The organism is Modestobacter italicus (genome assembly GCF_019799965.1).
Taxonomy (GTDB): domain Bacteria; phylum Actinomycetota; class Actinomycetes; order Mycobacteriales; family Geodermatophilaceae; genus Modestobacter; species Modestobacter italicus_A.
On record NZ_JABGCJ010000007.1, the window covers coordinates 53857 to 66281 of the forward strand.

The following is a 12425-nucleotide window of genomic DNA, read 5'->3' on the forward strand; positions in this document are numbered from 1 at the left end:
CAGTGACGCGGATCACGCTAGTTGCGGGTCGGAAACGGTGTCAACACGTCTGGGACGACTCGCCGGGGTTGGCCGGCCGGTGATCATGGGCAGGGGACCGACATGGCCCCGCGCGAGACCTCAGGACGCCGTCCACGCCGGTTGCGCGAGGTGGTCGCCACCCGCCGGGGGTACGTGCTGGCCTGGTGGGGGTTCACCGCGACGTTCGCGCTGCTGCGACTGATCACCTGGCTCATCCGCGAGGAGGTGTCCTTCCTCGGGGACGTCGCGGTCGGCGGCACCCACCTGCACCACTACCTGTGGGGCATCCTGCTGATCGCCGTCGTGGGCGGGGCCGCCCTGGGCGACCGCACCCCCCGGGTGCGCGCCGGGCTCGGCCTGTTCTTCGGCATCGGGCTGGCCCTGGTGGTCGACGAGGCGGCGCTGCTCATCCAGCTCGAGGACGTCTACTGGGACACCTTCGGCTGGGTCAGCGTCGGGCTCGCCCTGCTGGTCATCGGCGTCGCCGGCAGCGTGCTGGCGATGACCGGGGCACCCCGGGAGCCGGACCGCTGATCAGGCGGTGAGCAGAGCCTCACGCTCGGCGGCCCCGGCCAGCTCGGCGTAGCGGCCACCGCGGGCCAGCAGCTCCTCGTGCGTGCCCTGCTCGACCACCCGGCCATCAGCCAGGACGGCGATCAGGTCGGCGTCCCGCACGGTGGAGAGCCGGTGCGCGATGGTGATCGTCGTCCGGCCCCGGCTGGCCTCCTCCAGCGCCGCCTGGACGGCGCGCTCGGTGGTGTTGTCCAGCGCGCTGGTCGCCTCGTCGAGCACCAGCACCCGCGGGTCGCGCAGCAGCGTGCGGGCGATCGCCAGCCGCTGCTTCTCCCCGCCGGAGAACCGGTGCCCACGCGCGCCGACGACGGTGTCGTATCCGGCCGGCAGCGCGGCGATCACGTCGTGCACCTGGGCCCGGCGGGCGGCCTCGACCAGCTCGGCGTCGGTGGCCTCGGGCTTGGCGTGCCGCAGGTTCTCGGCGATCGTGCCGTGCAGCAGGTAGGTCTCCTGGGCGACGACGCCGACGGTGCGGGCAAGGTCGGCCAGCGTCACGTCCCGGACGTCGACGCCGTCGATCGTCACCCGCCCGGACGTCGGGTCGTTGAGGCGGGCGACCAGGGAGGCGAGCGTGCTCTTCCCCGAGCCGGTCTCCCCGACCAGGGCCAGCGTCGCACCGGCGGGCACCGTCAGGTCGACGTCGGTCAGCGCGTCGCGGTGGCCGTCCGGGTAGCGGAAGCCCACGTGGTCGAACCGCACCTCACCGCGGACCTCGCGCAGCGGCACCGGCTGCGCCGGGTCGTCGATGTCCACCGGCAGGTCGAGGTACTCGAACACCCGGCTGAACAGCGCCATCGAGGCGGTCAGCGAGACGCCGATGTCCAGCAGCCCCATCAGCGGGCGGAACAGCGCGCCCTGCAGCGTGGTGAAGGCGACCAGCGTGCCGATGGTCATCCCGCCGGACGTCGCGGGCAGGCCGGCGGCCAGGTAGATCAGCGCCGGGATGCCGGCGAACACGATGCTCATCGTGGCCATCCGCCAGCGGCCGGCCAGCTGCGAGCGCACCTCCAGCCCGACCAGGTCGTCGGAGGTGGCGGCGAACCGCTGCGACTGTGCGGGGCCGGCGCCGAGGGTCTTGCCGAGCAGCACGCCGCTGACGCTGAGCCCCTCCTCGACCTGGGAGTGCAGGTCGGCCAGGTGCCGCTGCCGCTGGGCGGTGATCTGCCGCCGCATCCGGGCGACGCGGCGGGTCAGCCAGACCGCCGGCGGCAGCACGACGAGGGACAGCAGCGACAGCCGCCAGCTCAGGGCGGCCATGGCGATCACCGTGCCGACCACGGTGGTGGCGTTCGAGGCGAAGGAGGTGGCGGTCGAGGTGACCACCGACTGCATGCCGCCGATGTCGTTGGTCAGCCGCGACTGCACCTCCCCGCCCTTGGTGCGGGTGAAGAAGCCCAGCGACTGGCGCTGCAGGTGGGTGAAGACCGACGTCCGCAGGCCGTGCATGACGTGCTGGCCGACGGTGGTGGACAGCCAGGTCTGCAGGACGCCGAGGACGGCGGTCACCGCGGTGACCGCGACCATCCCGGCGACCGCCCAGGCCAGCAACTGCACGTCCTGCTCGGGGAGGGCCTCGTCGATGACCAGCCGGACGAGGAACGGCGTGGCGAGCGCGATGGCCGAGCTGGCCACGATGAGCGCGACCACCAGGGCGAGCTGCCCGCGGTACGGGCGGAACAGCCCGGCGACCCTGCTCCAGCGCACGGGCGAGCGGTCGAGCTGGGCGCGGTCGGCCGGGTCGGGCCGCCCGCCGGGGCGCCCGCCTCCCCGGCCGGGGTTCATGGTGTCGTCGATGGCGACCACCCCTCTCTACGTTGCTGAGGTTACCTCACGGTGTGGTAACCGCAGCTCTGCCGGTAGTGTTCCCGGCATGCGTGACGGCGGCACGGCGACCCTGGGCGACCTGCTCATGCGGGTCGCGCGCACGCTGCGCCGCCGGTTCACCGCCACCCTCGCCCCCTGGGACCTCTCCCCGCACCAGGCCCGGGCCCTGCGCGTCGTCTGCGCCCGGGACGGCGTCCGGCTCTCCGAGCTGGCCGAGGCGCTCCGCATCGCCCCACGCTCGGCGACGGAGGTCGCCGACGGCCTGGCCGAGCGCGGCCTGGTCGAGCGCACCGCCGACCCGCGGGACCGGCGGGCGGTGGTGCTGGTGGCCACCGACGCCGGCCGCACGGTGCAGCGCGAGGTCGAGGAGGCCCGGGCAGCGGACTCCACCGAGCTGTTCGCCCGGCTGTCGGCCGAGGACCGGGCGACGCTGGAACGGATCCTGCGTCAGCTCACCGACTGAGTTCCGCCTGATCGAGCTGGAACGAGCCGGTCAGCACCTCCCCCACCCGCTGGTAGCTCGCCAGCAGTGCGCCGGTGCCCGACGCCGTCGACGTGACCAGCCGCCAGGTGCGCGGCACCGTGCCGTCGGCGAACAACCTCCGGCCGGTGCCGAGCAGCACCGGGAAGACCACCAGCCGGAGCTCGTCGACCAGGTCCCCGGCCAGCAGGGTCTGCACCAGCCCGATGCTGCCGTGCACCTGCAGCTCCCCGCCGTCGGCCGCCTTCAGGGCCCGGACGGCGTCGGCGACGTCGCCCTCGAGCAGCCGGGCACCCTGCCAGTCGACCGAGGTGAGCGTCCGGGAGGCCACGTGCTTGGGCAGGCTGTTGAGCGACCACGAGATCCGGTCCTCCTCCGTCGGCACCTCCGGCCAGTGCGCGGCGAAGACCTCGTAGGTGCGGCGGCCGAGCAGGAAGTCGCCGGCGCCGGCGAACCAGGCGTCCATCTGCGCCCCGATCACCTCGTCGAAGTGCGGCACCAGCCAGCCACCGAAGGGGAACCCGCCGGACGGGTCCTCCGTCGGCCCGCCTGGCGCCTGGGCGACGCCATCGAGGGTCAGGAACGAGGTGACGACGAGCGGGCGCATGGCGGACCTCCGTGGACCGGCCGCCCCGATGGCGGCCCGTGCACTGCAGACCCGGCCACCGGGCCGAAGTCATCGCCCCCCACCCGCCTGAGGCGGTCAGCCCAGCCGGGGCAGGTCGGGGAGGGCGAGCGCCGGCCCGGTCCGGACGGCCCAGCAGCTCACGCCGCGACCGCCGCGCGACCCGCCACCGCCGGCTGCCGGTCACCCGGCCCAGCACCCAGCCGGAAGGCCCAGGCGCAGGCCAGCACCCACACGGTGCCAAGCAGCAGACCGGCGGCCACGTCGGTCGGGAAGTGCGCCGCGACGTAGACCCGGCTGACGGCGATCGCGGGCGCGAGCAGCACCGGTACTGCCAGCACGGCCCACCGGCCGGGGCCGTGCCCGTAGCCGATCACGAGCGCGGCCAGCGCGCCGTAGAGGGCCACCGCCATCCCGGCGTGGCCGGAGGGCCACGCGGCGCCGGTCGGCAGCCCCTCGGTCAGGTCGACGACGTCGGGGCGCACCCGGCCCACGACCAGCCCGACGACGAAGTAGAGCAGCACCTCGCCGACGATCGTGACCAGGACGAACACCACCGGGCGCCAGCTGCCGACGACGGCCAGCGACACCACGGCCAGCGTCAGGCCGATCGCGATGACCGCCCGGGTGCCCGACAGCGTGCCCACCGTCTCGGCCAGCGAGGTGAGCGTGTCGGTGCGCTGGTCGACGAACCAGGCGGCGGCGCTGCGGTCGACCCGGCCCAGCGCGGTGTCGTCGAGCACCCGGGTGACCAGCAGCCCGAGCCCGACGAGCACGGCGAACAGGGCGGCGGCCACGCCGGCCAGCCGGAGGACCGTCGTCCGGCCCGCCGGGAGCACCCGCTCGTGGCTGGGCGCCGGACCGGGGACCTCCGCCGGGTCGACGTCCAGCGGGTCCAGCGGCTCGTCGGGGTGCTGGCGCCGGTCGGGCTGCCACCCCCGGAAGGCCCCCGTGGTCATCGCCAGCCAGGCCAGGCCCAGTGCCCAGCCGGCCAGCACGTCGGAGACGAAGTGCACGCCCAGCGCCAGCCGGGTGGAGCCGATCACGAGCACCAGCAGGGCCAGCCCGGCGATCAGCCACGGCCGCAGCCGCCGGCGGACCAGCGGGAGCACCACCAGCGCCAGCACGCCCCAGGTGACGACGGCCGTCATGGCGTGGCCGCTGGGGAAGCTGGCGTTGCTCGGGGTGTCGACCACCGGGTCCGCCACCACGGGCCGGGCCCGGTCGGCGATGAACTTGGTGAGCGGTACCAGCACGGCCAGCCCGATCCCGGAGACCGCGACGAACGCGGCCAGCCGCCGGTGCTGGCGGATCAGCAGGAAGACCGTGACCAGCGTCGTCACCAGCACCGACGCGCCCGCGCCGCCCAGGTCGGTGATCCCGCGCAGCACGCTCACCAGCAGCGGGGAGCGGCTGACCACCTCGTTCAGGTCGGCGGCGACGTCCCCGTCGAGGGCGGCCAGCGGCGACCAGTTCTGCTGGACCAGCAGCCACAGGGCCAGGAAGGGCACGGCGCCCACCAGGAGGGCCACCAGCCCCAGGACCGCGCGGACGCCGAACCGGCCGGGCGCCCGCGGGCGCCCGCGGGCAGGTGACGACCGACTGGAGGTACCGGGACGACCGCTCATCCCCGGCGAGTACCCCGCTGCACCGGGCCGCCGGCCGGGGTGGCTTTGCAGTCCGGTCTCATTCCACCGACGAGCCGGTGACGCATCGGCCTCAGCCCTCGACGTCCACCTCGATCACCGGGTGGCCGGAGGCTCCGTCCGGGGCGACCGGGGTGCGCTCGTCGGTCTGCCGCTCACCGGCTCCGTCGGTGGCCCGGGCGGTGATCACGTGCCGGCCGGGGGTGGCGTCCCAGGGCAGGTACCACTGCCGCCAGCAGTCGACGTCCAGCTGCTCGGCCAGCACCGCCGGCTGCCACGGTCCGTCGTCGATCCGCACCTCGACGCCCTCGATGCCCCGGGTCGGTGCCCACGCCACGCCGGCGATCGGCTGCCGGCCGGCCTCCAGTGCGCGGCCACGAACCGGCACGTCGATCCGGGCCTGGGTCTTGACCGGCCCCTCCTTCGCCCAGCCGCGCGGGACCCAGTAACCGTCGACGTCCCAGCCGGTGAGCTCGATCGAGGACAACCACTTGGTCGCCGACACGTAGCCGTAGAGCCCCGGGACGACGAGCCGGGCCGGGAAGCCGTGCTCGGCCGGCAGCGGCTCGCCGTTCATCCCGACCGCGACCATCGCCTCCTCCAGGTCGAGCGCGGTGACCGTCGGGAAGCCGGCGGTGAAGCCGTCGACCGACCGGCTGAGCAGCTGGGTCGCGCCCCGCTGCACGCCGGCGCGCTCCAGCAGCGCCCGCAGCGGCACGCCCTGCCAGCGGGCGTTGCCCACCAGGTCGCCACCGACCTCGTTGGAGACGCAGGCCAGGGTCACATCGGCCTCGATCTGCGGCATCGCCATCAGTTCGTCGTAGGTGAGCGAGAAGGGCTCGTCGACCAGGCCGGTGACCTCCAGCCGCCAGTCGGCCGGGTCGACGGCGGGCACCCGCAGCGCGGTGTCGATCCGGTAGAAGTCCTCGTTGGCCACGTACAGCGGGGTGAGACCGGGGATCTCCAGGTCCGCCCCGGCGGGTGGCGCCGGCGCCGGCCGGGCCGGCCGGGGCAGCCGGATGGCGGCGCGGACGGCGTCCAGCCGCTCCCGGCCCGCCAGCAGCCAGCCGCCGACCCCGCCGGCCACCGCGACCGCCGCCGCGCCCGCGGCCAGCAGCAGGAAGCCGCGCCGGTCCGTGCCCGGCGAGTCGTCCGCCCGCGCCTCCCGGGCGGCCGCGGCGAGCAGTCGGTGCAGGACGGCGACCCCGACCGCGGCGCCCAGCAGCCCGGCGACGACGGTGGCCAGTACCGAGACGTCGGCCGTGACCAGCCCGGCGGCGACGCCGAGGGCGGTGACGAGCACGAAGGCGACCGCGCCGAGGGCGAACCGGTACCGCGCCAGCAGCCCGGCCCCCGCGCCCAGCGCGGCGGCGACCAGGGCGATCGAGGCCAGCAGCACCGGCTTGTCACTGCTGCCCAGCGCGGCGATGGCGGCCCGCTCCAGCCAGCCGGGCACGCCGTCGATGACCGCGTCCCCGACCGACAGCACCAGCGAGGGCGCCCCGTCGAGCGCCCCGGCGGCCAGCTCGGCCACCCCGATCCCGGCGGCGGCCGCCAGCAGCCCGGACTGCGCTGCCCGGCCGGCCGGCAGTGGGGCCGTGCCGGCGCTCCCGGACCGGCGCTCCTCCGTGGCTGCTGGCTGCGACATCACCCCAGGTTCACCCGACCGCCCGGGGCAGGCTCGTCCGCGACGGCAACCGACGCACGATCGTCACGCAGCACCGGTCGCGACGGATCGGGGCGACAGGGCTCGACCGATCGGCCGTCGTGCTCCACGATCAGGCGATGACAGAGTCGTCATCACTCGCAGGCTGGGCGTCCGAGCCCTTCACCAACGCCGGGATCACCCACACCCTGTACACCCGCGGCGCCGGACCAGGCGTCGTCCTGCTGCCGGAGATCCCCGGCATGACCCCGCAGGTGCTGGGGCTGGCCGACCACCTGGTCGAGTCCGGCTTCACCGTCACCGTGGTCTCGCTGTTCGGCGAACCGGGCCGGCCCCTGAGCCCGGGCTACGCGGTACGCACCCTCGCCGGGGCGTGCATCAGCCGGGAGTTCCGGGCCTTCGCCAAGCGCGCCGACCGGCCGGTGGCCGAGTACGTGCGGGCCGTGGCGCGCCGGGTGCACGACCGGGTGGGCGGCCCCGGGGTCGGGGTGATCGGCATGTGCTTCAGCGGCGGGTTCGCCCTCGCCTCGGCCGCCGAGCCCGCCGTCCTGGCGCCGGTGGCCAGCCAGCCCTCCATCCCGTTCCCGATCTCCGCCGGGCACCGGCGCGACCTGGGCATGTCCGAGCGGGAGCGGGAGGCGGTCTCCGAGCGGGTGCAGACCGAGGGGCTGTGCCTGCTCGGCCTCCGGTTCAGCGAGGACGCTGCCGCACCCCGGGACCGCTTCCGCGCGCTGCGCGCCGCCTTCGGCGACGGCTGGCTGCCCATCGCCCTGAACTCCCGCCCGGGCAACGAGGCCGGCATCGGCAGCAACGAGCACATGGTGCTGACCAGCAAGGACGTCGAGACGCCGGGGCACCCCACGCACGAGGCGCGGGCGCAGGTCGTCGCGTTCCTGCGCGAGCGGCTGGCTGCCCAGCCGGCGGACCGGGCAGCCGCCTCGGCCGGCTGACCGGAGCGGCCCGGCCGGTCAGCCCTCGATGTAGAGGCAGAAGGGGTGGCCGGCCGGGTCGAGCATCACCCGGACGTGCTCCTGCGGCTGGTGGTCGGCGACCTGCGCGCCCAGCGAGACGGCGAACTGGACCGCGGCGGGCAGGTCTTCGACCTGGACGTCCAGGTGCAGCTGCATGCGCGGGTCGCCGTCGCCGGCCGGCCAGACCGGGGGCACGTGGTCGGGCTCCAGCTGGAACGACAGCGCGGGACCGCCCGGCCGCAGGGTGACCCACTCCGGGTCGTCGGTGTCGATCGGCCAGTCGAGCAACGCGGCGTAGAACCGGCCGAGGCCGCGCGGGTCGGGGGTGTCGAGCACCGTGGCGGTCAGGGTCATCCGCGGGCGATCAGCCATGCGCGGACGCTAGCCACCCTCACCGACGGAACGACAGCCCTTGCTCGCCCAGCGCCGCCCGCAGCAGGCTGGTCACCCGGGGGCCGACCCCGTGCAGCGCGGCCGGCTCCGCCTCGGTGTGCTCGGCCACCTGGGAGAGCCCGGTGATGCCGGCGGCAGCGAGGGCCCGGGTGGCCGGGGCCCGATCGCGGGCAGGTCGTCGCCGGTCACGTCAGGGAGGACCCGATCGTGACGCGGAGTTCATCGGCGACCTTCCCGAGGTGGGTATCTCAGCACTAAGGTTTCTCGGCATGAGCGCTCGGCGGGTCCGCATCGGCATCGACACCGGGGGGACGTTCACCGACGTCGTCGCCGTCGACGAGGAGACCGGCGAGGTCGCGACGACGAAGACCCCGTCGACCCCCGGCGACCCGGCCGACGGCTTCCTCGCCGGCGTGCGCAAGGTGCTGGGCCAGCTCGACCTGGACGGCTCCGCGGTCGCCGCGGTCAGCCACGGGACGACGGTGGCGACCAACCAGCTGCTCGAGGGCAAGCTGGACCGGATCGGCTTCATCACCACCGAGGGCTACGGGTCGGTGCTGGAGATCGCCCGGCAGTCGGTGCCCGACGGCTACGGCAACAGCTACTTCTGGGTCAAGCCGCCCCGGATCGTGCCCGCCGACCTGGTCCGCACGGTGCGCGGGCGGCTCGACGTCACCGGCGCCGAGGTGCGGCCGTTCGACCGGGACGACGCCGTCGCCGCCGCCCGGTTCTTCCGGGACGCCGGGATCACCACCATCGGCGTCTGCTTCCTGCACTCCTACGCGAACGACGCACACGAGCGGGCGATGCTCGACGTGCTCCACGTGGAACATCCCGGCGCCGTCGTCAGCATCTCCAGCCAGGTGCTGCGCGAGTACCGCGAGTACGAGCGCTCGGTCACCACCCTGGTCGACGCGGCGGTGAAGCCGAAGGTCGGCGCCTACGTCACCAACATCCGCCGCCGGCTCGACGAGATCGCCCCCGGCGTGCCCTTCTACGTGATGAAGAGCAACGGCGGCGTGCTGTCGGCCGCCGAGGTGGTGCACCAGCCGATCACCACGATGCTCTCCGGCCCCGCCGCGGGTGCACTGGGCGCCGCGCTCATCGCCGGCACCGCCGGTTTCGACCGGGTGCTGACCTGCGACGGCGGCGGAACGTCCACCGACGTCACCGTGGTCATCGACGGCGAGCCGACGCTGACCACCGAGGGTTCGGTCGGCGACTACCCGTCCAAGATCCCGATGATCGACGTCGTCACCGTCGGCGCCGGCGGCGGCTCGATCGCCTGGCTGTCGCCCGAGGGCACGCTCAAGGTGGGCCCGAAGTCGGCCGGCGCCGACCCGGGGCCGATCTGCTACGACAACGGCGGCGAGCAGCCCACGGTCACCGACGCGCACGTCGTCCTCGGCCGGATCCCCCCGCACCTGCTGGGTGGGGAGATCCCGCTGTCGGTGGACGCCGCCCGGGCCGGGCTGGAGCGCCTCGGCGGCGAGCTCGGCCTGACCGTGGAGGCGCTGGCCACCGGCATCCTGGAGATCTCCGCGTGGAACCAGGCCAACGCGCTGCGCCAGGTCACCGTGGCCCGCGGCCTCGACGTCCGCGACTTCACGCTCACCACGTTCGGCGGCTCCGGGTCGCTGCTGGCCTGCCGGCTGATGGACGTGCTCGGCCTGCCGCGCACCCTGGTGCCGCCGAACCCGGGCAACGTCAGCGCCTTCGGGCTGCTCACCGTCGACGTCCGCAACGACTACGTGCAGACGATGGTCGCCCGGCACGCCGACGTCTCCCCCGCCACGCTCGCCACCGCCTTCGCCGACCTCGAGGGCCAGGCGGAGGTCGCCCTGGACGGCGAGGGCTTCCCGCGCAGCGAGCAGCGGATGCAGCGCACCGCCGACCTGCGCTACGTCGGCCAGGCGTTCGAGGTGCGCGTGCCGGTCGGGGACGGCGAGCTCGACGACGCGGCCATCGACGCCGTCGCCACCGCCTTCCACGCGGCCCACCACCAGCTCTACGGCTACGACTTCGCCACCGACCCGCGACAGGCGGTGGAGTGGGTGAACCTGCGGGTCAGCGGGATCGGGCCGATCCGCCGTCCGGAGATCGTCGAACTCGCGCCGTCCGGCCGGGACGCCCGTCGTGGCACCCGCCCGGTCTTCTTCGACGAGTGGGTGGAGGCGCCGCTGTTCTGGCGGCCCGACCTCTCCCCCGGTGACGAGGTCAGCGGCCCGGCGATCGTCGAGGAGTTCGGCTCCACCGTCCCGGTGCACCCGGGCTTCACCGCCACCGTCGACCGTTTCGGCAACCTGCTGCTCACGAAGGAGACCGCCCGATGAACCACCAAGATGGCCATTTTGGTGGCTCGGACGCCGCCGACCCGGTGCTGGTGGAGATCGTGGCCGGCACGCTGGCAGCGATCGAGAAGGAGGTGGAGACGTCGATCGGGCGGACATCCCGCTCCCCGATGATCCGCGACGCGCACGACTTCCGGGCCGGGATCCACGACCGGAAGCTGCGCAAGCTCACCGGCCGCTCCTACTCCGCCCTCGTGCAGCCGGTGGTGCGCGACCACCCGATCGACGCGATGAACCCCGGGGACGTCTTCTTCCACAACGACGTCTACCTGTCCGAGGGCGGGATCGGCCACCTGCCCGACCTGTGCGTCACGGTGCCGGTGTTCGCCGACGTCGCCGGCCGGCCGACCGTCGTCGCCTTCATCCAGGCGTTCGGCCACCACGACGACATCGGCGGCGCGGTGCCGGGCTCCATGCCGTCGGCGGCCACCAGCGTGTTCGAGGAGGGCCTGATGGTCCCCCCGATCAAGCTGTGGGACCGCGGCGTCCGCAACGACGCCGCGCTGGCGATCATGACCCGCAACTCGCGGATGCCCGACTCGCTCGCCGCCGACCTGGACGCCGAGTGCTCCGCCTGCCTGGCCGGGGCGCGGCGGCTGGGCGAGCTGTTCGAGCGGTACGGGGTGGCCGCGGTCGAGGCGTGCTTCGAGTCGATCCTGAGCAGCTCGACCGAGGTGTACCGGCGGGAGATCCTGTCCCAGATCCCCGACGGCTCCTACGTCTGGGAGGACTACGCCGAGCACGACGGCGTGGACGAGCCGCAGCTGCACCGGCAGCGGATCACGCTGACCATGGACTCCACGAAGGACGTCCCGCTGGTCATCGACTTCACCGGCACCGGCCCGCAGGCCAAGGGCCCGATCAACCACTGCGGCGACTACGCCGACGGCAACTTCCTGAAGAAGTGGCTGGCGCCGATCCTGCGCAACCTGGCCGAGTCGCCGGAGCGGATGGCGCAGCTGGACGTCAACGAGGGCGTCGTCCCCCTGATCGAGATGCGCTTCCCGGAGAAGGGCACGCTGCTCACCCCGATCTTCCCGGCGCCCACCAACGCCCGGACGTTCGTGATCCTGCGGCTGCTCGGCGTGCTGGCCGGGGTGCTGGCCAAGGCCACCGGCGGCCGGATGCCCGCCGACCAGGAGACGATCCGGTACACCGGCGTGTACGGCACCGACGCGAACGGCGAGCCGTACCTGATGCGCGAGGTGCTCGGCGGCGGCTCCGGCGGCCGGTACTACGCCGACGGAGAGGACACCATCCACGTCGTCCCCGACTCCCGGAACCTGCCGACCGAGTTCACCGAGTCCCGGTTCCCGCTGCGGATCGAGCGGCTCGCGCTGGCGATGGACTCCGGCGGGCCGGGCCGGTACCGCGGCGGCTGCGGCTACGAGAAGGACATCCGGGTGCTGCGCGACGCGCACTTCATGTCCATCGCCGACCGCTCGATCCTGTCCTGCTGGGGGGTCAAGGGCGGCAGGGCCGGGCGGCCCTTCTCGATCACCGTCGACCCGGGGGGGCCCGACGAGCACGAGGTCGACGCGCTGGCCGACGCCGAGCCGCTGAAGGCCGGCACCGTCGTCCGGGTGCGGACGACGGGCGGCGGCGGCTGGGGCGACCCGCTGGACCGGCCGGTCGCCGAGGTGCTGCGCGACATCGCCTGGCACAAGGTCAGCGTCGCCGGCGCCCGGGACGACTACGGCGTGGTCGTCCGGGACGACGGGACGGCGGACGACGCCGCCACCGAGGCGCTGCGGGCGTCGATGCGGGCCGACCGGCCGGACGTCGAGCCGTTCTTCGACCGCGGCCCGGGCTACGCGCTGCTGTCCGGCGGCGCGGCGTTCAACGAGTTCGACCTGCTCTGAGCAGGCGCGCTC

General features: G+C 74.3%; 10 protein-coding genes. 5 read left to right on the forward strand and 5 right to left on the reverse strand.

All coding sequences use genetic code 11. The features are described 5' to 3' along the window. Positions 1-102: 102 nt before the first annotated feature. Entirely contained in the window at positions 103-555 is a 453-nt protein-coding gene (locus HLA93_RS16770) for a hypothetical protein (RefSeq protein WP_222195576.1), read from the forward strand. On the opposite strand, the gene HLA93_RS16775 is transcribed toward HLA93_RS16770, so the two are convergent. Further along, a complete protein-coding gene (locus tag HLA93_RS16775; RefSeq protein ID WP_308128190.1) occupies positions 556-2397 on the reverse strand; it encodes an ABC transporter ATP-binding protein in 1842 nt (613 codons plus the stop codon). A 67-nt stretch (positions 2398-2464) separates the two neighbouring features. On the opposite strand from HLA93_RS16775, the gene HLA93_RS16780 reads away from it, so the two are divergent. Beyond that, the gene (locus HLA93_RS16780; RefSeq protein ID WP_222195577.1) at positions 2465-2881 is read left to right on the forward strand and encodes a MarR family winged helix-turn-helix transcriptional regulator; all 417 of its coding nucleotides are present in this window, start codon (positions 2465-2467) and stop codon (positions 2879-2881) included. Here HLA93_RS16780 and HLA93_RS16785 read toward each other — a convergent pair. The 3 genes from HLA93_RS16785 to HLA93_RS16795 all read right to left on the reverse strand — a co-directional run bounded on the left by HLA93_RS16785 (position 2871) and on the right by HLA93_RS16795 (position 6818). Further along, positions 2871-3506 carry a dihydrofolate reductase family protein gene (locus HLA93_RS16785; protein WP_222195578.1) on the reverse strand — a complete coding sequence of 212 codons (636 nt, stop codon included), beginning with the start codon at positions 3504-3506 and terminating at the stop codon, positions 2871-2873. The genes HLA93_RS16780 and HLA93_RS16785 overlap by 11 nt on opposite strands. Before the next feature lie 158 nt (positions 3507-3664). After that, complete coding sequence (locus HLA93_RS16790) at positions 3665-5152, reverse strand: phosphatase PAP2 family protein (protein WP_222195579.1); 1488 nt, start codon at positions 5150-5152, stop codon at positions 3665-3667. A gap of 91 nt (positions 5153-5243) precedes the next feature. Beyond that, on the reverse strand, positions 5244-6818 hold the full coding sequence (locus HLA93_RS16795) for a molybdopterin-dependent oxidoreductase (protein WP_222195580.1): 1575 nt from the start codon (positions 6816-6818) through the stop codon (positions 5244-5246). Positions 6819-6955: 137 nt separating this feature from the next. Between HLA93_RS16795 and HLA93_RS16800 the strand changes: the two genes are divergently transcribed. Continuing rightward, a complete protein-coding gene (locus tag HLA93_RS16800) occupies positions 6956-7786 on the forward strand; it encodes a dienelactone hydrolase family protein (protein WP_222195581.1) in 831 nt (276 codons plus the stop codon). 18 nt (positions 7787-7804) lie between these two features. Here HLA93_RS16800 and HLA93_RS16805 read toward each other — a convergent pair whose 3' ends face one another. Beyond that, positions 7805-8179 (reverse strand): VOC family protein, encoded by a 375-nt coding sequence (locus tag HLA93_RS16805; RefSeq protein WP_222195582.1) that lies wholly within the window; start codon positions 8177-8179, stop codon positions 7805-7807. 290 nt (positions 8180-8469) lie between these two features. Between HLA93_RS16805 and HLA93_RS16810 the strand changes: the two genes are divergently transcribed. Both HLA93_RS16810 and HLA93_RS16815 read left to right on the forward strand, forming a co-directional pair. Then, positions 8470-10533 carry a hydantoinase/oxoprolinase family protein gene (locus tag HLA93_RS16810; RefSeq protein ID WP_222195583.1) on the forward strand — a complete coding sequence of 688 codons (2064 nt, stop codon included), beginning with the start codon at positions 8470-8472 and terminating at the stop codon, positions 10531-10533. Further along, positions 10530-12413: a hydantoinase B/oxoprolinase family protein gene (locus tag HLA93_RS16815; protein ID WP_222195584.1), complete on the forward strand. Its 1884-nt coding sequence runs from the start codon at positions 10530-10532 to the stop codon at positions 12411-12413. Before HLA93_RS16810 ends, HLA93_RS16815 begins: the two co-directional genes overlap by 4 nt. The last annotated feature ends 12 nt before the right edge of the window (positions 12414-12425 follow it).

Excerpts from the sequence above, each read along its gene's own strand:
- HLA93_RS16785 (WP_222195578.1), bottom strand. The coding sequence starts at position 3,506 with ATGCGCCCGCTCGTCGTCACCTCGTTCCTGACCCTCGATGGCGTCGCC.
- HLA93_RS16795 (WP_222195580.1), bottom strand. The coding sequence starts at position 6,818 with ATGTCGCAGCCAGCAGCCACGGAGGAGCGCCGGTCCGGGAGCGCCGGC.
- HLA93_RS16800 (WP_222195581.1), top strand. The coding sequence starts at position 6,956 with ATGACAGAGTCGTCATCACTCGCAGGCTGGGCGTCCGAGCCCTTCACC.
- HLA93_RS16815 (WP_222195584.1), top strand. The coding sequence starts at position 10,530 with ATGAACCACCAAGATGGCCATTTTGGTGGCTCGGACGCCGCCGACCCG.
- HLA93_RS16810 (WP_222195583.1), top strand. The coding sequence starts at position 8,470 with ATGAGCGCTCGGCGGGTCCGCATCGGCATCGACACCGGGGGGACGTTC.
- HLA93_RS16790 (WP_222195579.1), bottom strand. The coding sequence starts at position 5,152 with ATGAGCGGTCGTCCCGGTACCTCCAGTCGGTCGTCACCTGCCCGCGGG.
- HLA93_RS16780 (WP_222195577.1), top strand. The coding sequence starts at position 2,465 with ATGCGTGACGGCGGCACGGCGACCCTGGGCGACCTGCTCATGCGGGTC.
- HLA93_RS16805 (WP_222195582.1), bottom strand. The coding sequence starts at position 8,179 with ATGGCTGATCGCCCGCGGATGACCCTGACCGCCACGGTGCTCGACACC.
- HLA93_RS16770 (WP_222195576.1), top strand. The coding sequence starts at position 103 with ATGGCCCCGCGCGAGACCTCAGGACGCCGTCCACGCCGGTTGCGCGAG.